We start from the raw sequence: 21,667 nt of genomic DNA, 5'->3' as shown, positions 1-21,667 counted from the left end.
TACTACTCCACTGACTTCTTGTACCAATTCACGTTGCGCGAGAAATACATCAACACACCCACGATACAGAAGAGCCCCAGGCTACCCAACAGCAACGAGAAATCCTGTTGCAAAATGATCACAAAAATAAACGTATAGAAAATCGCCAACACCAGCGCCAGCAACACGCTCAGCTTCCGGCTCTGCAGGAAGGAAGTCGAATAGAGTGTGATCAACACAACCGTGAGCACAGAGGATACCCCATAGGCCATGTTGTACCCAATGTGCTCCGAGAAACTTAACAACAACGTGTAATAGATGATGAGCGCCGACCCGATCAAAATATATTGAAACGGATGGATGCGGATTTTTTGCGTGATCTCCACCAGGAACAAGGCTACGAACGTGAGCAGGATAATGAGTATGCTATATTTCGAAGTGCGCATACTCTTTTGATATTGGTCCACCGGAATCAGCAACTTCACTCCGAAGCTACCACCTGTTAATTGCTGGTCGGAGCCCTTCCATTGTTGGGCGAAGGCGCGGTTGAAGTGTAAGATTTTCCAGTTCGCGGTAAAACCATCTTTCGTGACGGTGCTCGGTTCCGGTAAAAATTCGCCTTCAAAGCTGGGATCTTTCCAGGTACTGCTCAGTTTGACATCGGTAGTTTTTCCAACGGGGAGAAAATCGAGGTGTGAGCTTCCTTTCAGATGAAGCTTGATATCGACATCGCCATTGAACGAATCGGCGGATGTCCAATTCAGCTTTGCGGTGACACCCAAGGTCTTGGAGCCATCATCTTCGTTGTCGGGCACGTAGCGCTCTGTGTCTGCGGATTTGCGTGTGGCGTGATGGTAAACGCCGATGTTGTCTGAGGGCTCGGCGGCCACAGAAACGCCGCCTACTGAAAATACAGGATTGTCGCTGATGCCGCGCAAGTCAGACAGACCGAAAACCAGGTAAGCCTGATCCCACAATACCATGTCGTCGGCAATGGCCAGGCTTTTGAAATCAGGTTTGGCAAAGGTGGAGTTGATCGTCATGTCGGACTTGTAGACGCTCACGTCGAATATGCCGCGGCCCCGGACCTCGGGCGATACGTTGCCGTCGATCTTTAGTTGCTCGGGTAGGAAAAAAGCTTTGTCGACATGCTCCACGATCTCTTTGGCCTCTTTGCCGTCTTTGCCGACATCGATCGTTTCGACCCAGCGATAGGGGATGACCAGCAGCGGCCCGTAGACGGTTTGTGGCCCCGACCATTTGTCCGACACTTCGTCGATCACCTTGTCGGCGCGCTGTTCGCGTTCATAGATCATTTCCTCGATCAAATGCGAGGGGAGGAGCAGGACCAGGATGAGAAAACCAATCGAGAAGAGCTTCACCATGATGGATTCCTGGATCCACCGGTTAATGCGTTCGAAAATGTTAAGGGTCACGGTTGTGGGTAATGTGTCCATGGTATTGTGATTTTTGTTTATGGGATAAGAGGACCTGTTATTTTATTTGACGGAAAGGATTTCAGCAGGGAGGGCTAAGGATGTGGTAACCTCCTTAGTGACGCCCTGCGTTGAGGGGGTTGCTTTCAATTTTTTTTGTATGGCTTCTGGCTCCTGGCTCCTGGATTCTGGCTCCTCGATTCTGGCTTCTGGCTCCTGGCTTATGGCTCCTGAATTTTTCACCTTCGATAAGATGGACTCCAGCAGCGGCAACATGGTGCCCAGGTTTTTTGATTTGATGACAAAATTCCAGAGCGGCTCAAATTTTTTCCAACCCCCGCTATACAAGAAATGTTTCAGCGTGTGCTTGGCCGAGTCGTGTGTCAGGCTGGCCCGCGTAATGTTGGACCAGGTATAGAATTCTTTGTAAGCCCAATGATATCCTTCTTCCAATTCGCCAGCGGATAATTTTTTTGTTTTGTAAACGACATGGCGTGTGTCATACAAATCCCAGTTGCTGGTGGTGATGCGATCTTCCCGTTTCATGTTGGCATAGAGCGCGGTGCCCGGGTAAGGTGTGAGTACGTGATACGTAGAAGTGGTAATTCCATTTTCAACACCCCAGTCCACCGTCCGTTTGAAAACGTCGCGGTCATCGTCGTCGAGCCCAAAAACAAATGAGCCGTTGATCATGATGCCCAACGCATGAAGCCGGTCCACCGCCTTGCGATAATCTTTTTGAAGATTCTGTTTCTTATTGCTTTGCCTCAGATTTTGAGGCGAGAAGGTTTCAAACCCAACAAACAGACTGCGCAACCCAGCATCGGCCGCTTGTTCAATGAGGTCGCCGCGCAAAATGGAATCGACCGTGGCTGCCGATTGAAAGACGCGGTTCATGCCTTTCATTCCCTCGAACAAGGCGGAGGCAAACTTGGCGTTTCCCAGCAAATGATCGTCGAGAAAATACAAGTGACGTCCCGGCAAACGGTCGATCTCTGCCAAGGCATCGTCCACCACTTGTGTGTAGAACGTTTTGCCTCCTTCGAAGAAAGCATCCTTATAACAAAAGTCGCAGTGATGCGGACAACCGCGCGTGACCACGATGGAGTTGGGCACCAGGTAGAGATGGCGCTTGATGAGATCCCTGCGGATCGGTGGAATGTTTACCAGCGACCGGACGGCAGACGCGTATTGTTTCTTTGGCCGCCGTGCTTTGAAGTCTTTGAGGAACTCGGGAAAAGTTTCTTCTCCAGGCCCCAGGAAAATGGTGTCAGCATGCGGTGCGGCTTCTTCGGGTAAGGAAGTAACGTGTAGCCCGCCGAGAACAACATAGATCCCCCGGGCCCGGTAGTGATCGGCAAACGCATAGGCGCGATAGGCGTTGGTGATGTACACTTGGATCACCACCAGGTCGGGCGTGTCGTTGAGATTGACCTTCTCGACGTGTTGATCCTGTAGATCGATCTCGTCGTCGGGCGAGAGATAGGCCGCCAGTGTGGCCAGCCCCAGGGGAGGAAAAAGGGAATATTTTATCGGGCGCCAAAAAGGACTTTCGGCTTCGGTGAGTGCGGGCAAGATCATTTTTACTTTCATCGGGATAGTGATTAAGGATGACGTTTTATTTCAGGACAATCATGCCGAGGATGATTTTAGAATAGGCAATCAGAAAAGGAATGAACGCATTCAGCGTACCGGAAACACTAAAACCATTCACCTGCCGCGCATAGCCGACATAGGCATACAGGAAAGGCGAACAGGTGACGAACAGAGAAAGGATGTAGCCCTGTGTAATTCTTCTCATCCTCAAGAGCACAATTGAGAACACACCGTGCACGGCCGACAAAACGATCACGACCCACTGAAAAATGATCCACCACGAGGAAGAATGTGTCGAATGAACGCTGGCCGGAACGACCAGGGTGCCAAAGTAGATCCAAGCCAGCGCAAGCAACGGAACGGCGTTGATGAGTACCAGATACAAAAAGTATCGGGAGAGGAAGCTTTTAAAAAAATCACGGAGAGAAATGCGCTTGAGTCGCGCAAGAAGCCGGGGGAAGATGGATGACAGATAGGTCTTCAATCCCCGCAGTATGCCGGTGAATTTTATCCACACCAACAGCGCTCTTATCGCGACGACGCTGGCGCTGGGGAGTTTGCTTTTTATCCTGAACAGAAACCGGGTGAAGATAGATGACAGGTAGGTCTTCAATCCCCGCAGCATGCCGGTGAATTTCATCCACATCAGCAGCGCTTTTATCGCGACGACGCTGGCACTGGGGAGTTTACTTTTTATCCTGCCGATAAACCGGGAAGCGATCGCAGCGCCATGATCTTTCAGCTTCTCCAGTTGATCCGTAAACTTTATCCACAGCAACAAGAAGTGTATGGCCAGGAGCCGGATGCTCCAAAACAGCAAAGCCTTCAGGGCATTCAGACGGGTGTTAAATTTCTTTGTCATTTTAAAAGTACTTTCAAATTCAAAGTAACTACCTAAAAAAATTTATTTCTGTTGTTTCACCACGGCCTCCAGGGCATCGAGGTGTTTTTTGAAAGCGGTTCGCCCTCGTTCGGTGATCTTATATTTTGTGTTGGGCTTTTTTTCGACAAAGGATTTGGACACGGTCAGATATTTTTCGCGCTCCAAGGCCTTGATGTGCGATGCCAGGTTGCCGTCGGTGATGTTGAGCACTTCTTTCAGGGCATTGAATTCAAAGCCGTCGTGCGTGACCAGCACCGACATGATCTGCAGGCGGACGCGGTGTTCTAAAGCCTTATCCAGATTTTCGAAAGGGTTCTTCACTTGTCGTACTTGTTATGCATGATGGCGCCATACACGATGTGCAGCACCCCGAAGCCCAGCGACCAGAAAATTAATCCATATCCCGGGAGCATCGCCGAAACGAGGCCGAGGATGATCTGGGAATAGCCCAGGTAACGGATCTCATCGAAGGTGTTGGCGCTGCCCTGGATGAGGGCCAGGCCATAGAAGATGAGGCTGGCCGGGGCGGCCAATCCGAAGTGGTCGGTGGCCAGCATGATGAGTATAAAAATGCCGCCCGAAACGAGCGGGACCGACACATTGATCAACATCCGCTGGCTGGCGGCCGACCAGAGCTTGACACCTTGTTTTTTTGCTTTTTTAGCGCTCAGGAAAAGACCGGTGGTCAGGGAGGCGATGATCACCAGGGTCGCAATGAGGATCAGCCTCAGCAGGGTGTCGGGCTCGCGGACGGAGTAGATGCGGAATTTGAGGGGCGAAATCGGGTAATGTACGGTGAAATAGGCCGCTGTGGCCCCCGCCAGCGCATATAGACCGGCTAAAACACCGGAAAGGCCGGTGAGGGAGATGAATTTGGCCGATCGTTCCATCATGTCGCGGATGGAGGCGATGTCTTTTTCGTATTCCTGAATCTCTTTCATCTAAAAGTACTTTGAGTTACAAAGTTAATGAACGGAACCACTTCTGCAAGGTTTCGCACGCTCCTGAACAAGTATTTCTGCTTTGCGTGAAACCCTGGCAAAATATTTTCACACCGGGGTTGGAAGTTTCCCACACAAGTCCTTAATATTGCACTCCTTTTTAAGCATTCCTCCTTAGCTCAGCTGGTTAGAGCATCTGACTGTTAATCAGAGGGTCCTTGGTTCAAGTCCAAGAGGAGGAGCAAAAGGTCAGCCACCCGCGCAAACAGCAGGTGGCTTTTTTTATGGACTTCCGATTCTTGCAACGGTATGCCTATTGATCGTTTAACGAGCCCCCTTTCTCCCTTCTTTCTCCGCTGAAATCTTCAAGCCTCCATCCGCGTCTCTCCCGGCGCTTTCATTTCCGCCTTTTAAGCACGCATTAAGGATAATTTATGTCATTATGACTTGTTTTTTAGGTCAAAATGCACCTAAAATAGACATAATGACATTAAAAATCGTGAAAAATCGCTCCGGCACACTTTTCCCTAATACCCACTCAGTGATTCAAAAAAGAATGTCAAACAAAAAAATAACAATCCTATGAGTATCGTACGCTATAGCACCGCTAATGATTACACCCCGACATCATTCAGCAATTTGATCGACCGTTTCTTCGGCGATTCTGTGGCCCGCAGTGGTGGCTCTTCTTATTCTTTCGTGCCGAAAGTAGACATCGTGGAAAACGATAAGACCTACGAGGTACAGGTAGCCGTTCCCGGTCTTGCCAAGGAAGACTTCAAGATCGACTTGAACGAGAATTATTTGACCATCAGCGGAGAGCGCAAATTTTCCAAGGAGAGAAAAGAAGCAAACGTTCACGTGGTAGAAACCCAGTATGGTAATTTCCGCCGCTCGTTCGCTTTGCCTGAAAACATCGACGCGGCAAAGATCGAAGCAAAATATAACAACGGCATCCTCGAGATCTCTATCCCCAAGGATGAGAAAAAAGCCGTAAAGACAACCATCAAGGTTAACTAAGGGTAAAGGGTTTAGGTTAGGTGGTTAGGCGCTCCGCAAGGAGCGCCTTTTTTTATTTCCGGACAGTTGTACCCGTTCTTGCAGGGGCGCACACGTACCGCCGGTAACCTGGGTTGAGTGATTAACAGGGGAAAAATTCAGCTCAAAGAAAATCTTTGGGTAAGGATGGACGTTCACGTCGTTTTTGAAAAAGAAACGTTAACTTTCTTACACTCTCCACAGCAGATTTCAGAGACAGAAAAAAGGGCCCGGTATGAAGCGATCTATTCTCATCCTAATCGTCATGTTGACGGCGTGTATCGGGGGCGTCCTCGGCTCCATCTTCACGCTAAAATTTTTCAACCTTGCCGGACCGGCCTATCCGTCCATCGCCGACCGCCAACAATCGGTGCTGGCCGCCTATGCGCCGGACACGTCCTACAAAGTTCCGGAAGGAATGGATTTTCTCAGCACCGCCAAACAAGTTACGTCCGGCGTCGTGCACATCCGGACCTCGTATGGTCCCGGCGATTTCAGTGTCAATCCTTTGGAATTTTATATGGATGCTCCCGCGCGGTCGTCGGGTTCGGGCGTGATCATTTCGGACGACGGCTATATCGTGACCAACAATCACGTGGTGGAAGATGCCAATAACATCGAGGTGGTGATGAACAACAATCAACGCTTCTATGCAAAGCTTGTGGGCACCGATCCCACGACAGACCTGGCGTTGCTGAAGATCCATGCCAGTCATTTGCCCTTTTTGAAATATGGCGACTCCGACCGCATCACCCCCGGCGAGTGGGTGTTGGCGGTGGGCAATCCGTTTGATCTCAACTCTACCGTGACGGCCGGCATTGTGAGTGCGAAGGCCCGCAACATCGGCATCCTGAGAGACCGCAACAATTTGCAAGTCGAAGCTTTTATCCAGACCGACGCTGCTGTCAATCCCGGCAACAGTGGTGGTGCATTGGTGAATTTGCAGGGCGAGCTCATCGGCATCAACTCGGCCATTGCCACATCGTCTGGAAGTTACCAGGGATATTCGTTTGCCATCCCCGTGAGCCTTGTGAAAAAAGTAATGGACGATCTGCTGGAATTCGGACAAGTGCAGCGTGGGTTGCTGGGCATTCAGATCACCGACGTGAACGCCTCCATTGCTGAAGACCTTCATCTGAAAGTGAACCAGGGCGTACTGATCAACCGCGTGAACGTGGGCAGCGCCGCCGAGCAATCCGGTTTGTCTAACGGGGATGTTATTGTGGGCATCGACGACCACTCGGTGAACTCAGTCTCTGAATTGCAGGAATGGGTTGCCCGCAACCGTCCGGGTAAGGAGATCAAGGTAGCTTTTTTGCGCGAGGGCGACCGCCGCGAAGTGAAGGCCCGCCTGCGCAACAACGAGGGCAACGAAACGGTGAAGAAAAAAGAAGTGAAGTTCGACCTCAGCGGTGTTCAGATCGAGGACGTTCCCTATAAAGAATTGGCAGCCCTGCAGTTGGAGGGTGGCGTACGCGTTATCTCCGTCGCCACCGATAAATGGAAAGATACGGGCATCAAAAAAGGTTTTGTCATCGCCTACATCGACAAAATACCTGTCGACAACGTGGAGGACCTCAACCGCATCCTCGATTTCAAACGGGGCGGTATTCTCATCGAGGGCTTCTACCCGGGAGGCCAAAAGGGCACCTACGGCGTAGACTGGTGAGCAGCGCTATAACGTCCTAACATTTTCTTAGCTTTACGCACTTTTGGACTTTGGGCCCTTTCGCAGGGCCTTTAAACGATCTCTTTCGCATGAAAAACTTTGGTATAAAAGAAGCGTTGGCCGAGTTGGGCCTCAAGAAAAGCAATCCCGGTGTTTCCACAGGCTCGAAATGGTACCGCTCCACCGGCGGCCTCATCGATTCTTACTCGCCGGCGGATGGGAAGCTGATCGGCTCGGTTCATGGCGGAGACGAGAAGACTTTTGACAAAGTAGTTAAGCAATCGGAGGAAGCCTTCCAGGTCTGGCGTACGTGGCCCGCGCCAAAGCGCGGCGAGGTGGTGCGCCAGGTGGGTGTGGCTTTGCGAAAATATAAAGAGCCGTTGGGCAAGCTGGTTTCCTACGAGATGGGCAAGTCCCTTCAGGAAGGGCTCGGCGAGGTCCAGGAGATGATCGACATTTGTGATTTTGCCGTGGGTCTTTCCCGCCAGTTGCATGGCCTCACCATGCATTCGGAGCGTCCCAACCACCGCATGTACGAGCAGTGGCACCCCATCGGCACGGTCGGTATTATTTCAGCCTTCAATTTTCCGGTAGCGGTGTGGTCATGGAATTCCATGCTGGCCTGGGTATGCGGGGATGTTTGCGTGTGGAAGCCGTCTGAAAAGACGCCTTTGTGCAGCATTGCCTGTCAATTGATCACGGCGCGAGTTTTTGAGAAGAACGGCGTTCCGGAAGGCGTATCCTGCCTGGTGAACGGCGATGCGACGATCGGTCAGTTGATGGCCCAGGATGAGCGCATACCGCTGGTGTCGGCCACGGGATCCACGCGCATGGGCAAGGCCGTGGCGCGGACGGTGAGCGAGCGGTTGGGGCGCGCGTTGCTGGAGTTGGGGGGCAACAATGCCATCATCATCACCGAGCACGCCAACCTGGACATGGCCATTCGCGGCGCGCTGTTTGGCGCCGTGGGCACGGCAGGCCAGCGTTGTACGACCACCCGAAGGCTCATCATTCACGACAGCATTTTTGACGAAGTGAAGGACCGGTTGAAAAATGCCTACGCGCACCTGAACATCGGCAACCCGTTGGATACCGGAAATCATGTAGGGCCGCTCATCGACAAGACGGCGGTGAAGCTGTACCAGGATGCCCTGCGGAAAGTGAAACAAGCCGGCGGTGAATTTGTTGTAAAGGGTGGCGTGTTGCAAGGGAAAGGGTATGAATCGGAGTGCTATGTGAAACCGGCCGTGGCCGTGGTGGAGAATGAATACGAGATTGTTCAGCACGAGACGTTTGCGCCCATCCTGTACCTGATCCGCTATAACAGCCTGGCCGAAGCGATACAAAAACAAAACGGTGTGAAGCAGGGCCTTTCATCATCGATCATGACCACTAACATGCAAGAGATGGAGCGTTTCTTGTCGGCGGCCGGATCGGACTGCGGCATTGCGAATGTGAACATCGGCACGTCGGGTGCGGAGATTGGCGGTGCGTTTGGCGGCGAGAAGGAGACGGGAGGTGGACGCGAGTCGGGTTCGGATGCTTGGAAGGCATATATGCGGCGCCAGACAAACACCATCAACTTCGGCGACAACCTGCCGTTGGCGCAAGGGATAAAATTTGATATTTAGAGATTTGCAAATAAGGATCAAAGGCTTATTTTTATACAGCATTCATACCAAAATTTAACTATGGCCGCAAGAAAGTACAGAACTGTCATGCTCATTGACGACAATGAAATTGACAACCTTATCAACCAGAAGATGATCGAAGCGGCTGCCGTTACCGACAACATCTACACGCACACCGGCGCAAAAAGCGCGATCGAATTTTTGAAGAACATGGAGAAGCTGGATGTGGCTGATCAGGTATTGCCGGATGTGATCTTCCTCGACATCGACATGCCGTTGATGGATGGCTTTCAATTCCTGGACGAATTCGAAAAGCTCACCAACATCGCCAAGAAAAAATGCAAGATCGTGATGCTCACGTCTTCCATCAATCCCCAGGATTTCAACCGCTCGAAGAAATACGAGAACGTGAGACTTTACCTCAACAAACCGCTTTCGCACGAAAGCATTGTGAAGCTGGAAGTCTGATCCGACAATCGAAACGTGATCTCGTGATTTGAAACTCCTGATCTGTTCTTTCAGATCAGGACGCTGCTAAAAGTCTGTTAGCAGATCGACAAATTTCTCATCCAGTTTAATGAGCATGGTAGGGGCAAAGTACTCCATTTTCATGCCGGACAGGCGTGGGATAACGCTCTGGATCTTTTTAGCCTTTTCTTTCTTGGCTTCGCTGGTAGCGATCTTCAGGATCTTCAGGAAGAGCTGGATGTTCTCGCAGTTGTCTTTCCCCGACAGGCGGATCTGCCGTTGGATGCTATTGGAAAGTTGGTTGAACAATTCGAAGTCGCGCAGCAGCGTGTATTGCAGGGCCAGCAATGATTTTATTTCCAACTGGGCATAGGGATACTTTTTCAGGCTCACGTCGTTCAGCAGGCCGTTGATGAGCTTGGCAGCCTCTTCAAATTTCCCACTGTAGTAGCAGGAGATGGCGCGATAGATAATATACACGATGTGCTTGGGCACGTCCATCATGTCGACTTCATAGTCCAAAAAGATGCTTTCGTTTTCGGCATACAATTCGGCTTCCGTGCCGTTGCGCAGGTGGCGTTCGATCTTGGAGATGAGGAACTGCGTGGGGAAGGTGAAGGTGGAGTAGTTCACCAGCAAATTTGCGCAGGCGTCGTTCACTTCCTCGAAATATTTTTCGGCCTGGCGGTATACTTTGTAATGGTTGTAGTACTCCAGCTTCAGGAACTCGAACACCAGGTTCATGTGATAGTAGATCGAGTCGAGGTGATAGCTTTCGAAGATCTTTTGCACCTTGTCGAAGATGTCTTCGATCGACTCGCCGTCTTGCTGCATGTTGTCGTCCACTTCCACGAACAGACGGTGAAAGATGTACATACAGCTTTGGTATACGTAGAGGCGGTGTGATTCATAGAGTTTGGCAACATTCAGCATCTCCTTCATGAGCAGGCCGAGACCGAGTTTCTCCACTTCGCCGCCGTTGAGGAGGTAGTCGCCGTATTTTTTGAAATAGTCGGCCAGCAGGTCCTCGGCCTTGTCCACGGCCAGCATGTAGGCCACGTGGCGGTTGTAGAGTTGCGAATATTGGAAATAGTCCGGGGAGTTGATATTGAGCTTCTTGAGCGATTTGTAGATGATGGTCAGCTCGTTGGCCAGGTCGTAGTCCAGCAGCTCCTTCTCCAGCTTCTTGAGGGTGGCCACGGAAATTGCTTTCTTTTTGGTAAAAAGTACCTCATTGATGTTGGCCACTTTGCGCAGTACATCGGTGCGGGGGCTCTCCAATTGACCCATCAGGTACTCCTCGATCTTGAGGTTGAGGCGCGACCGGAGGGTGTAGTAAGCGTTGGCGTTGACGTCCAGTTCGGTCATGATCTTATTGTCCGAAAGCTGGCGTTCCCGCAGGGAACGGAGCAGATAAGCGGATTTCTCGGCGTTGCTCTCGATCAGCGAGTCGTAGATAGCCTTGAAATCTTTTTCCGAAAGTTGCTTTATAATGTTCTTAAGCTTTGCCATGTGTACGCTGTTAACAATCTGAAAATTTACAAAATTTATTACATCATCCAACAGGCTTAGCCATAGTTAAGGCTAAATCTTATTGTGAAGTTTGTAGTTTTACATCCACCCAAAGGTAATGCGGTCGATCTACAAATTTTTACCATGCGTCACAGCGCTTCTCATCACCGCCGGGGTTGTGGCACAGGGCGTGGACCAGGCGAAGAGCAATCTCCGAAAGCAAAAGTGGGATAAAGCTTACGGACAGCTGCGGAAGGCGATGACCAAAGACAGTCTCAACACGACCGCAGCCTACGTGATGGCGGAGTACTTTTTCACCCCGGCCAACCCCGCCCACCAACTCGACTCGGCCTACCGGTATGTCCAGCACTCACTCGTTGATTTTCAGAAGACTACCGCCAAGCAACGGGAACGATTGAAACGTTTTCCCCTGGACAGCCTTGTCCTCATCCGGCTGCGACAGCAGATCGACAGCGCCGCCTTCGCGCGGGCCAGGACCGTCCATACCGAACAGGCCTATGTGGAATTCATTGCTCATTTCACCACGGCCCAGCAGCGCGAAGAAGCCTCCGGCCTTCGCGATGAAGTGGCCTACCAGGATGCACTTTTGCAGAATACGCACCCGGCATTTGCCGCCTATCTCGACCGGTATCCCCAGTCGGCCCGGGCTCGCGAGGCCCGCACCCGGTATGACCGGTTGTTCTTCGAAAGTGCCACGCGAGACCAACGGCTGGCCAGCTATGAAATCTTTCTGAAAGATCATCCCGACACGCCCCATCGGAGGGAGGCCGAACAAAATATTTTTCAATTGAGTACGGCCGCCGGATCGATCGAAAGCTATGAAAACTTTCTCCGTAGTTACCCCCAAAGCGCTTATGCCGGAAGGGCCCGGAACATACTTTTTCATCTGTTGCCCGAGGAACAACGCGAGGGAAAATTCAAAGGCGACTCCCTCCGGGCCGTGATCGACCTGGAGCATAACTACCTGGTGCCGTTTTTGCATGCCGGTCAGTTCGGATTCATGGACAAGGATGGCCACGAGATCATCCCGGCAGGAATGGACGAGCTGGCCAACGACTACCGTTGTGGCAACGTGACCGACGACGTGCTGGTGCTTCCGCACAACGTGGTGGCGCTGAATGGCGCGATCATCGCCAACGAACCCGCGCTTTCTGTAGACGACATCGGTGCGGGCTTTTTGTTGATGGAAAAGGAAGGTTGCGCCACGGTGATCCATAAAACCGGTTTTGCCGTGGGCGACGGCTGCATGGACGATGCGAAAATTCTCAATGGAAAGTTACTGGCCCTGAAGAAAGACAACGGGTGGTCAACGTGGACGTTGACAGGTCGGCAGCTGATGCCCAATGCATGGGATGAGATCCACGCCCTGAAAGATGTGATCGTCCTGAAGAAACAATCGGCCTTTACGCTGGTGACGATAGACCACATCGCCGCCTGTGCTGAGCAGCAGCAGCCGGTTAACGGAAGCGAATACCAGGAGGTGAAACCCTGGCCCGGCGACAAGATTGCCGTCGTCACCACGGAGGGGCCGGGGGTCGTGGACCAATCGCTCCATAATTATATACGACCTGCCAGACAGACCTTGACACCGGCCTACTTTGGCGCCACCATCACAAACGAATCCGGTACCCGTACCGTTAACGCTACCGGCGAGACCTCGCCCACCTTTCGCCGGGTGATCGTGCAGGACCCCTGGACGGCCGTACACGACGGGATGGCTTGGCGGTTGTTTGCCCCTGCTACAATGACCCACCAAAGCCCGGCATTTGACTCGGTGACCTTCGCCGGACCCTTTGCCCTGGGCATGAAAAAAGACAGTCTTCGAATTTATTTTTCGCCCCGCCGTTACATCACATTGCCCCAACCCTTGCGCACCGAGTTTGTTCCGGGACAGGACTCTTCCAGCTTTTTGATGGTAGAGCAGGGCGATAAAAAAACGATCTATAACCGTGCAGGTCAAAAGCTTTTCACCACGCCGCTCGAAAAAATCCAATATGCCGGTGAAGGTTTTTTTGTGGTGCACAAACGGGAGAAAAAAGGATTGTTGAGCAGCGATGGCAAGCCCGTGTTGCCGACGGAGTATGATGCCATTGGCTCGGTGAGCCATGGGGTGGTGTCGCTGCTCAAAGCCACGAAGTTTGGGTTGTTCGATTGTCGGCGCAAGAAGCTGATCGCCCCCGGTTACAGCAAAAACCTGGTGCCGTATAACGACAAAGTGGTGGTGGCCTATAAAAACGGAGCCTACGGATTTGTGGCCTGGGATGGCAAACCCCTCGATGCCATCGAGTTTTCGGAAGTGCGCTACTGGAACGACACGGCAGCTTTTGTGAAGAAGGGCGGGCAATGGATGGTCTATGAGATCGCGGGCAAGCAGGTGCTGCTGGACAAGGTCAGTACCTATAAATTGATCCAGGATCGCCCCGGCGAAAAGCTCGCCATCGTGCAGCGCGACCGCCACTATGGGGTGATCAACAGCCGGAAGGGCACCGTGATCCCGATGACGTTCAGTGATATCATCAATGTGGGATCTCCCGGGGAGCCCCTTTATTTTACGGAAAAACACGTAGAAGAGGCCTCTATTTTTGTGGTGATCTATTACACCGCCATGGGTAAAATGCTCCGGAAAGAGGTCTATGAGCAGGACGACTACGACCGGATCTATTGTCCAGATAATTAACATACCGTTCAGCAAGAATTCATTTTCAATTCACCCTAATCCGTAACTTGCGGCCAAACACAGGATTATGCAAGTGCGTCACATCTCCGGAATATTGCTCATCTTCTTTGCCACCCTGCTATCGGCGACGGTAAGCGCGCAATCTGCGGCACCCGACCGGCCTAAACTGGTGGTGGGTATCGTGGTGGACCAGATGCGGCAAGAGTATCTTTACCGATTTTATTCCAAGTTCGGCGACGGAGGATTCAAGCGCCTGATGAACGACGGCTTTATGCTGCGCAATGCGCACTACAATTATGCGCCAACGGTTACAGGCCCCGGACACGCTTCTGTCTATACCGGCTCTACGCCCGCGATACACGGTATCATTGGAAATGACTTTTATGATAAGCAGGCCAAACAGTATGTGAACTGCGTATTGGATCCACGCCAAAAACCGGTTGGCAATGATGCCGGTAACGGCGATGTTTCCCCTTGGCGGTTGCTGTCTTCCACGGTGACGGACGAGTTGAAATTGTTCACGCAAAAACGATCCAAGGTGATCGGTATATCTTTCAAAGATCGTGGTGCCGCGTTGCCTGCGGGACACATGGCCGATGCCGCCTACTGGTATGATGCGCTCTCTGGAAAATTTATAACCAGCACCTACTACATGACCAAGCTCCCGGACTGGTTGGTCAAGTTCAATGCGCAAAATCTTCCCAATCAATACCTGAACCAGGAATGGAAAACGCTTCTTCCGATAGAACAATATACCGAAAGCGGTCCGGACAACAGTCCGTATGAACGCAAGCTTGCCGGTAAGGATCGTCCGGTGTTTCCCTATGCGCTCAGTCAACTGCGCGGCAAGAACAACAACTTTGAATTGCTGCCGGCCACGCCATTTGCCAATGACTATCTCACGGAGATGGCCAAGGCCACGCTCACCAATGAACAGATGGGCAAGCACGACGACACGGATTTCCTCTGCATTTCTTTCTCCACCCCCGACGTGATCGGTCACATGATGGGCCCCAATGCCGTGGAACTCGAAGACATTTATCTCCGCCTGGATCGCGACCTGGAAGATTTGCTGAAACATCTCGATCAGCAAGCCGGTGCCGGAAACTACACGGTGTTTCTCACGGCCGATCATGCGGTGGCCGATGTGCCGCAGTATATGAAAGACAGCAAAATGCCCGCGGGTTATTTTAACGAAGAGTATCTGAAAGCAAAGCTCAACGAATTTTTGGGCACCTACTATCCCGGTCGCGAGTTCATCGAGAACATCAGCAACCAACAAATTTTTCTCAACCAGCAGGCGTTTCAACGCGATCCGAAAACGTCGGGCATCGACATGTTGATCGTTACCGAGTTGATCGGAAAATATTTGATGACGGTCGACGGCGTGGCCAACTACTACACGGAATCCATACTGCGTCAGGCCGCCTATGATGAAGGTGGTCTCCGGGGATTGTACATCCGGGGTTTTCATCCGAAGCGCTCCGGTGATATTCTTATTTCGCTGGAACCCGCCTGGCTGGAGTCCGCCGCGGTGGTGGGAACAACGCACGGGTCACCTTACAAGTATGATACGCATGTTCCGGTTTTGTTTTATGGCTATGGCATCAAAAAAGGATCGTCGATGCGCTATCATCCCATAACCGATATTGCGCCGACGATTTCGGCCTTGTTGAAAATAAAATTCCCCAGCGGTGCCACGGGTCAACCGGTGGTGGAAATCTTCGAGTAAGCCCCCCGGAACCGGGTGTATTGGATTAGGATGGATGCTGAATGCATGCATTCACCGCTTACCCTTGAAAAAACCATTCTAAAAAAATCTTTTGAGCGGCAATCCGGTGTTCAATTCTACATCGTATATTTAATTTTACGGAGCCCATCCCATGAAGTGCTGAGGAATTCCTGACCATCGCACTTCGTCTTAAATTAAGTCAGGTAAGGATACACGATTTTGTAGTGTATTCCGAAATAATAGCTGAATGTCGTTAGGCATCGGTGAATGGTTATAACCATCTGGAAGTGCATGAGAGTATATTTCGAAAGGAGAATACTAGTCGGTTTTATCGTTGCGTTTGCCATCCTGGCCCTGTTGGGAGTGTATACCTATCGTTATGACAGAGAGTCGCGGGTTACCACGATGCTGGTTGCCCACACTAATGAAGTGTTGTACCACATTGAACAACTTAACTCTACGGCGCTGCGGCTCGAAAAAGAGCTGCACGAATTCGCCCTCACCGGCGACACGGCCTTTCATTCCATCTATAGAAACGAATTGCTAACGGCTGCCCACCACGCCAGCATGCTAGCAAAAATGATAGGCGACAACCCGGCACAGCTTTCGGGTCTGGACAGTATACGGCTGTTGGGGCGCCAGAAAGTGGGGATCATCAAAAAAGTGATTGCCGCGGGAACGGTCTCGCCGGCGGCGTTGCGCACGCTACTCCCCTCCGAAGAGAATACCCGTCTGAGTGATCTCCTGGCCGGCGTGATCGCCCGGATGAAAGACCGCGAAAAAATATTACTCCAGCATCGCGCGGAAGCCAGCCGGGAAAGTGAATCCAAAACCATGAACACGTTCATGTTGTTACAATTCGCGTCCGCCATCCTCCTGATCCTGGGTTTCTTTGCCATCAACTTTTCGTTTCGCAAGCGGATGTTGGCTGAGCAGTCATTGCAGGAAGCTTCGGCCGAAGTTCGCGATCTGTACAACAATGCGCCCTGTGGGTATCATTCGCTGGACCACCAGGGCATGATCACGGAAATGAACCACACGGGATTGCAATGGCTGGGGTACACGCGCGACGAGATCGTGAACGTGAAGCATTTTACCGAATTGCTTACGCCGCAAAGCCAGGGGGTGTTTCAAAATACATTTCCGTTATTCAAAGAACAGGGATATGTCAACAACGTGGAGTTTGATATGATCCGGAAAAACGGCGAAACATTTCCCGTTATCGTGAACGCCGCGGCCATGAAAAACGAGAACGGCGAGTTCATCCGGAGCCGAACCACGGTGTTTGATATTACCGAAAGAAAAAAAGCAGAAGAAAAAGTGAAGCTTCTCAACAACGAGATGGAGGCCTTCACGTATTCGGTGTCGCACGATCTGCGGGCGCCGTTGCGTTCGATCGATGGTTATGCCCGCATCCTGAAAGAAGATTTTGGTCCGGGCATGGACAAAGAGGCCAACCGTTTGATGGACGTGGTCATGCGCAATGCGCGCCGCATGGGGAAACTGATCGACGATATGCTGGACTTCTCCCGCGTCGGCCGCAAGGATTTATCGAGCAACCGCATCGACGTGGACGCCATGGTCGACAGCATCCGGCGGGAGTTAGTGGAGCACGAAAAAGGTCGCGACATCCGTTTTGATATCCGCCCCCTGGCCAGTGTGGAGGCCGACAACAATTTGATGCGGCAGGTATGGACGAACCTGATCTCGAACGCTTTAAAATATACCAGCAAAAACCTTTTGACGGAGATCACCATCGATAGCCGCCAGGAAAATGGCCATGTCGTCTACTCCATCCGTGACAATGGTGTAGGGTTTGATATGAAGTATGCCAGCAAACTTTTTGGCGTGTTCCAGCGCCTTCACAAGATCGAGGAGTTTGACGGAACGGGAGTAGGGCTGGCGTTGGTGCATCGTATCATTTCCCGCCACGGTGGCAAGGTTTGGGCGGAATCGGAACTGAATAAAGGGGCAACCTTTTCTTTTTATATACCTTCAGAAACAAATAATGTACGTCATGACAAACAAATCGGCGGTTGAAATCCTTTTAGTAGAAGATAATCCGGATGACGCGGAATTGACCATTCGGGTGTTGAAAAAACACAACCTGGCCAACAACCTCGTTCACCTTCACGATGGGGAAGAGGCCTTGAAGTTCTTGTTTGAAAATGACATGAACATCCCCAAGATCATCTTGCTGGACCTCAAGATGCCGAAAGTGGATGGCATCGAGGTGTTGCGGAAGATCAAGATGGACGAGGCGCGGAAGATCATCCCTGTCATTGTGCTCACGTCGTCAAAGGAAGATCGTGACATTATCGAGTCGTATAAATTGGGTGTGAATGCCTATGTGGTGAAGCCCGTGGAATTTGACAAATTCATGGAAGCCGTGGCACAGCTCGGATTGTTTTGGCTGTTGCTGAACCAGTCGCCAAAGTGAGCCTGACGCGAGCCCGGAAATGGCGAAGTGAGAACCCTAAACTGATGTGAGTATGGACATGAAACCGTTGAGAATCCTTGTGCTGGAGGACGTTGAAGATGACGTGGGATTGATAGCCCGTGTACTGCAAAAGGAAGGCATTTTGTTTGAAACGAATCGCGTCGACACCCGGCAGGAATTTGTCGAGGCGCTGCGAACGTATGAAGCCGATGTGATCCTTTCCGATCACCGCCTGCCGCAGTTCAACTCCTTCGACGCCCTCAAACTTTGCCGGCGCGCCGGGGTGCAGATCCCGTTTATCCTGGTGACCGGCTCGGTCTCCGAAGAATTCGCCGTGAGCTGTCTCAAACAAGGCGCCGATGATTACGTGTTGAAGTCCAATCTCATCCGCCTGCCCACCGCCATCATCAACGCGCTAAAACAAAAAGCGCTGGAACGGGAACGTAAAAAATCCGACAGCGAATTGCGAAAACAAAATGAAGAGCTGGTCAAGATCAACAAAGAACTCGACAGCTTTGTCTACAGCGTGTCGCACAACCTGAGGGCCCCACTCATGTCGGTACTCGGCTTGTTGAACCTGGCGAAGATGAACGACCAGGATAACGAAAATGTGCTGGATCGTTACTTCACCATGATGGAGCACAGCATCCAAAAACTTGACGAAACGCTGAAAGAGATCCTGGACTATTCGCGCAACGCCCGCAACAACCTCAACATAAAACGCGTCAGCCTCCACGAGATCGTCAACGACAGCATCGAACGCTTGCGCTATATGGAGGGATCTGACCAGATCGTCAAAGAGATCCAGATCACCGAGACGGTGCCTTTGTATTCCGATGGCTACAGGCTGTCCGTTATCTTCAACAACCTGCTTTCCAACGCCATCAAATACCGCGACCTGCAGAAGGACGAATCTTTTGTGCGCTTTGCCATCACCGTCGACGAGCGCAAGGCTTCCTTTTATTTTCGCGACAACGGCATCGGCATCGCCGAACATCTTCTTCCCCGGGTATTCGATATGTTCTTCCGGGCCACCGAGCGAAGCGAGGGCGCGGGGTTGGGATTGTATATTGTGAAAGAAACCGTGGAGAAATTAAGAGGCTCCATTGCCGTGGAGTCCACCTTTGGCCAGGGCACTTCCTTCAAATTTGAAATCCCCAACATCCATTTACCGGACGAGTTAGACTAACGCAATTGCGCATAGCCGGCGTCGTGTTGTCTGACCCGAATGGGAGTTTTCGGGGCTTTTTTGAGCCTTTGACGGGCACCTCTTTTCCCGGAATTTTCCATATCTTGAAAACTTATTCGTAATGGAATCGCTGAATGAGTGAGACAAAGTTCAAGCCCGTGCTGGGCTTATGGGACGGCACCATGCTGGTGGCGGGTTCAATGATCGGTTCAGGAATTTTTATCGTAAGCTCCGACATTCTTCGCAATGTGGGAGGGTCGGGATGGCTGGTGGCAGTCTGGCTGATCACCGGATTTATGACCATCACGGCGGCAGTCAGCTATGGTGAGCTGAGCGGCATGTTCCCCAAGGCCGGCGGCCAATACGTTTACTTGAAAGAAGCCTACAATCCCCTTGTCGCTTTTCTATACGGATGGAGTTTTTTTGCCGTCATTCAAACCGGGACGATCGCCGCGGTGGGTGTGGCCTTTTCAAAGTTCATGGCCTACAAAGTTCCGGCCGTAAGCGAAGACATCGTTTTACTGGACCTGGGCTTCCTTCGCATTTCACCCGCGCAACTGGTTTCCATTTTCATCATCGTGCTGCTGACCTACATCAACAGCCGTGGTGTGAAAGGTGGCAAGGCCATCCAGACTACGTTCACCGTGACGAAGTTGCTCAGCCTTTTCGGGCTTATCGTTTTTGGATTTTTCATGATGAATGGCTCGGTGTGGGAAGCCAATTGGAGCGCCGACGCCTGGGACCTGCACAAGCTCAACGCCGATAACAGCATTGAGGCCTACACGACCATCGCCGCCATCGGCGCGATTGCCGCCGCAATGGTGGGCTCGATCTTCAGTAGTGATGCCTGGAACAACGTAACCTTTATCGCCGGCGAAATGAAAAATCCCCAGCGCAACATCGGGCTCAGCTTGTTTCTCGGAACGCTCATTGTCACCATCATTTATGTGAGTGCCAACCTGATGTATACAGCCGTATTGCCGCTGCACGACATCGCGTTTGCGGAAAAGGATAGGGTTGGGGTGGCCGCCTCGCACGCCATCTTTGGCGCCGAGGGCACGACCATCATCGCCCTCATGATCATGGTGTCGACGTTTGGTTGTAACAATGGGTTGATCCTGGCCGGAGCTCGCGTATACTACACGATGGCCAAAGATGGAGTTTTCTTCAAGCAAGCTGGCGAGCTGAATCGCTTTGCCGTTCCTCAACGCGCGTTGTGGGTGCAATGCATTCTCGCCTCGCTGTGGTGTCTCAGTGGAAAGTATGGCGACTTGCTCGATATGGTCTCGTTCGTGGTGGTCTTGTTTTATATGCTCACCATCATCGGCATTTTCATTCTGCGAAAGAAACAACCCGACGCGCCAAGACCCTACAAAGCTTTTGGTTATCCCGTGCTACCCCTCATCTACATCCTGATGGGCACAACCTTTTGCACGCTGCTGATCTATTACAAACCGCTTTACACCTGGCCTGGGCTGATCATTGCCTTGACCGGCGTGCCGCTTTATTATTTCGCCCTGAAGCGGAAAAAAGTATAAGCCTATCTTTTTAACTGACCCGCCACCACGGCCAATCCTTCCTGGAAGGAGTGGGGCTCGTAGCCCAAAATCGTGCGCGCTTTGTCGATGATGAAGCCGGTGCGCTGCGGGCGGCGAGCGGGCTGTGTAAATTGACTCGCATTGGTCTCTTTGATCAGCGAAGCATCCAATTGAAAGAAGTCGACGGTGTGCAGGGCCATCTCGTAGGGTGTGAGACCGTCTTTGCCGGACACATGAAAAATACCCGTAGCTTTCTTTAAGGCAGCGAGATAACAGCCCTGTGCCAGATCTTCTGCCAGCGTGGGGGTGCGCCATTGGTCGTTCACCACCTGGAGAGTTTTGCCCTCCTCCAGATTTTTCTTTACCCAAACGATGATGTTGGAGCGGCTCATGTCGGGCGTGATACCGTAGACGAGCACGGTGCGGATGATGGTCCAGGGCACATTGCTTTCCTGCACCAGTCGCTCGGCGGCTAACTTACTTTCGCCGTAAAAATTCACCGGGTTGGGTTGAGCGGTTTCGTCCAACGGGCCGTGACTGCCATCGAAAATAAAATCGGTGGAGAGGTGGATGAAATGGATGTTGTATTTTTCACAGGCCACCAACAGGTAGCCCACGGCATCCACATTGGCCTTCCAGCATCCATCCTTATCCTGCTCACATTGATCAACCTGGGTCATCGCAGCCGTGTGAATGATCACGTCCGGCCGCACGGCAGCTACCATTTGTAAGACCGCGCTGGCGTCGGTCAACTCAGCCAGGAAGAACCGGTCTGCGGGCAAAGGAACGATCGACGCCCGCCGGGCCGTCGCATATAATTCTATTGACGTATCGCGTTGGAGCAACGACATCAGCTTACTGCCCAGCAACCCATTCGCCCCGGTAACCAGAATTTTCATGAGAGGATCAGAAGTTTT

Annotated in this window: 17 protein-coding genes and 1 tRNA gene; 11 read left to right on the top strand and 7 right to left on the bottom strand. The window is 51.7% G+C overall.

The window, feature by feature from the left end; translation table 11 throughout:
- Positions 1-2: 2 nt before the first annotated feature.
- The 5 genes from creD to BUB30_RS18220 are packed head-to-tail and all read right to left on the bottom strand — an operon-like array spanning position 3 to position 4,835.
- Positions 3-1,436, bottom strand: coding sequence for a cell envelope integrity protein CreD (creD, locus tag BUB30_RS18240; protein WP_073136671.1), 1,434 nt, complete (start codon positions 1,434-1,436; stop codon positions 3-5).
- Positions 1,437-1,478: 42 nt separating this feature from the next.
- A complete protein-coding gene (locus BUB30_RS18235; protein ID WP_084138217.1) occupies positions 1,479-3,008 on the bottom strand; it encodes a B12-binding domain-containing radical SAM protein in 1,530 nt (509 codons plus the stop codon).
- Between the two features lie 25 nt (positions 3,009-3,033).
- On the bottom strand, positions 3,034-3,873 hold the full coding sequence (locus BUB30_RS18230; RefSeq protein ID WP_073136669.1) for a hypothetical protein: 840 nt from the start codon (positions 3,871-3,873) through the stop codon (positions 3,034-3,036).
- Positions 3,874-3,915: 42 nt separating this feature from the next.
- On the bottom strand, positions 3,916-4,215 hold the full coding sequence (locus BUB30_RS18225) for a winged helix-turn-helix domain-containing protein (RefSeq protein WP_073136667.1): 300 nt from the start codon (positions 4,213-4,215) through the stop codon (positions 3,916-3,918).
- Positions 4,212-4,835, bottom strand: coding sequence for a hypothetical protein (locus BUB30_RS18220; RefSeq protein WP_073136665.1), 624 nt, complete (start codon positions 4,833-4,835; stop codon positions 4,212-4,214). The genes BUB30_RS18225 and BUB30_RS18220 overlap by 4 nt, the downstream gene beginning before the upstream one ends.
- Before the next feature lie 168 nt (positions 4,836-5,003).
- On the opposite strand from BUB30_RS18220, the gene BUB30_RS18215 reads away from it, so the two are divergent.
- From BUB30_RS18215 to BUB30_RS18195, 5 genes are all read left to right on the top strand, one after another.
- Positions 5,004-5,077, top strand: a tRNA-Asn gene (locus tag BUB30_RS18215).
- 340 nt (positions 5,078-5,417) lie between these two features.
- A complete protein-coding gene (locus tag BUB30_RS18210) occupies positions 5,418-5,855 on the top strand; it encodes an Hsp20/alpha crystallin family protein (RefSeq protein WP_073136663.1) in 438 nt (145 codons plus the stop codon).
- 253 nt (positions 5,856-6,108) lie between these two features.
- Positions 6,109-7,542 carry a S1C family serine protease gene (locus BUB30_RS18205; protein WP_073136661.1) on the top strand — a complete coding sequence of 478 codons (1,434 nt, stop codon included), beginning with the start codon at positions 6,109-6,111 and terminating at the stop codon, positions 7,540-7,542.
- 89 nt (positions 7,543-7,631) lie between these two features.
- Entirely contained in the window at positions 7,632-9,173 is a 1,542-nt protein-coding gene (gene amaB, locus BUB30_RS18200) for an L-piperidine-6-carboxylate dehydrogenase (RefSeq protein ID WP_073136659.1), read from the top strand.
- 60 nt (positions 9,174-9,233) lie between these two features.
- A complete protein-coding gene (locus BUB30_RS18195) occupies positions 9,234-9,641 on the top strand; it encodes a response regulator (protein ID WP_073136657.1) in 408 nt (135 codons plus the stop codon).
- A gap of 66 nt (positions 9,642-9,707) precedes the next feature.
- Here the strand turns inward: BUB30_RS18195 and BUB30_RS18190 are convergent, their stop codons facing one another.
- Positions 9,708-11,153 carry a hypothetical protein gene (locus tag BUB30_RS18190; RefSeq protein ID WP_073136655.1) on the bottom strand — a complete coding sequence of 482 codons (1,446 nt, stop codon included), beginning with the start codon at positions 11,151-11,153 and terminating at the stop codon, positions 9,708-9,710.
- Positions 11,154-11,271: 118 nt separating this feature from the next.
- On the opposite strand from BUB30_RS18190, the gene BUB30_RS18185 reads away from it, so the two are divergent.
- From BUB30_RS18185 to BUB30_RS18160, 6 genes are all read left to right on the top strand, one after another.
- The gene (locus BUB30_RS18185; RefSeq protein ID WP_073136653.1) at positions 11,272-13,851 is read left to right on the top strand and encodes an outer membrane protein assembly factor BamD; all 2,580 of its coding nucleotides are present in this window, start codon (positions 11,272-11,274) and stop codon (positions 13,849-13,851) included.
- Positions 13,852-13,918: 67 nt separating this feature from the next.
- Complete coding sequence (gene pafA / locus BUB30_RS18180; RefSeq protein ID WP_073136651.1) at positions 13,919-15,583, top strand: alkaline phosphatase PafA; 1,665 nt, start codon at positions 13,919-13,921, stop codon at positions 15,581-15,583.
- Between the two features lie 291 nt (positions 15,584-15,874).
- On the top strand, positions 15,875-17,623 hold the full coding sequence (locus BUB30_RS18175) for a sensor histidine kinase (RefSeq protein WP_178377144.1): 1,749 nt from the start codon (positions 15,875-15,877) through the stop codon (positions 17,621-17,623).
- Complete coding sequence (locus BUB30_RS18170) at positions 17,601-18,023, top strand: response regulator (protein WP_221408738.1); 423 nt, start codon at positions 17,601-17,603, stop codon at positions 18,021-18,023. Before BUB30_RS18175 ends, BUB30_RS18170 begins: the two co-directional genes overlap by 23 nt.
- A gap of 52 nt (positions 18,024-18,075) precedes the next feature.
- On the top strand, positions 18,076-19,212 hold the full coding sequence (locus BUB30_RS18165) for a sensor histidine kinase (RefSeq protein WP_073136645.1): 1,137 nt from the start codon (positions 18,076-18,078) through the stop codon (positions 19,210-19,212).
- 134 nt (positions 19,213-19,346) lie between these two features.
- Positions 19,347-20,750 carry an APC family permease gene (locus BUB30_RS18160; RefSeq protein WP_073136643.1) on the top strand — a complete coding sequence of 468 codons (1,404 nt, stop codon included), beginning with the start codon at positions 19,347-19,349 and terminating at the stop codon, positions 20,748-20,750.
- Between the two features lie 2 nt (positions 20,751-20,752).
- Here the strand turns inward: BUB30_RS18160 and BUB30_RS18155 are convergent, their stop codons facing one another.
- Complete coding sequence (locus BUB30_RS18155) at positions 20,753-21,649, bottom strand: SDR family oxidoreductase (protein ID WP_073136641.1); 897 nt, start codon at positions 21,647-21,649, stop codon at positions 20,753-20,755.
- Between the last annotated feature and the right edge of the window lie 18 nt (positions 21,650-21,667).

The sequence above is a fragment of the Chryseolinea serpens genome (assembly GCF_900129725.1).
GTDB lineage: Bacteria > Bacteroidota > Bacteroidia > Cytophagales > Cyclobacteriaceae > Chryseolinea > Chryseolinea serpens.
This window is presented reverse-complemented; position numbering and strand designations above follow the sequence as displayed.

Coding starts and splice junctions, on each gene's coding strand:
- creD (WP_073136671.1), bottom strand. CDS start 1,436: ATGGACACATTACCCACAACCGTGACCCTTAACATTTTCGAACGCATT.
- BUB30_RS18235 (WP_084138217.1), bottom strand. CDS start 3,008: ATGAAAGTAAAAATGATCTTGCCCGCACTCACCGAAGCCGAAAGTCCT.
- BUB30_RS18230 (WP_073136669.1), bottom strand. CDS start 3,873: ATGACAAAGAAATTTAACACCCGTCTGAATGCCCTGAAGGCTTTGCTG.
- BUB30_RS18220 (WP_073136665.1), bottom strand. CDS start 4,835: ATGAAAGAGATTCAGGAATACGAAAAAGACATCGCCTCCATCCGCGAC.
- BUB30_RS18210 (WP_073136663.1), top strand. CDS start 5,418: ATGAGTATCGTACGCTATAGCACCGCTAATGATTACACCCCGACATCA.
- BUB30_RS18205 (WP_073136661.1), top strand. CDS start 6,109: ATGAAGCGATCTATTCTCATCCTAATCGTCATGTTGACGGCGTGTATC.
- amaB (WP_073136659.1), top strand. CDS start 7,632: ATGAAAAACTTTGGTATAAAAGAAGCGTTGGCCGAGTTGGGCCTCAAG.
- BUB30_RS18195 (WP_073136657.1), top strand. CDS start 9,234: ATGGCCGCAAGAAAGTACAGAACTGTCATGCTCATTGACGACAATGAA.
- BUB30_RS18190 (WP_073136655.1), bottom strand. CDS start 11,153: ATGGCAAAGCTTAAGAACATTATAAAGCAACTTTCGGAAAAAGATTTC.
- BUB30_RS18185 (WP_073136653.1), top strand. CDS start 11,272: ATGCGGTCGATCTACAAATTTTTACCATGCGTCACAGCGCTTCTCATC.
- pafA (WP_073136651.1), top strand. CDS start 13,919: ATGCAAGTGCGTCACATCTCCGGAATATTGCTCATCTTCTTTGCCACC.
- BUB30_RS18175 (WP_178377144.1), top strand. CDS start 15,875: ATGAGAGTATATTTCGAAAGGAGAATACTAGTCGGTTTTATCGTTGCG.
- BUB30_RS18170 (WP_221408738.1), top strand. CDS start 17,601: ATGACAAACAAATCGGCGGTTGAAATCCTTTTAGTAGAAGATAATCCG.
- BUB30_RS18165 (WP_073136645.1), top strand. CDS start 18,076: ATGGACATGAAACCGTTGAGAATCCTTGTGCTGGAGGACGTTGAAGAT.
- BUB30_RS18160 (WP_073136643.1), top strand. CDS start 19,347: ATGAGTGAGACAAAGTTCAAGCCCGTGCTGGGCTTATGGGACGGCACC.
- BUB30_RS18155 (WP_073136641.1), bottom strand. CDS start 21,649: ATGAAAATTCTGGTTACCGGGGCGAATGGGTTGCTGGGCAGTAAGCTG.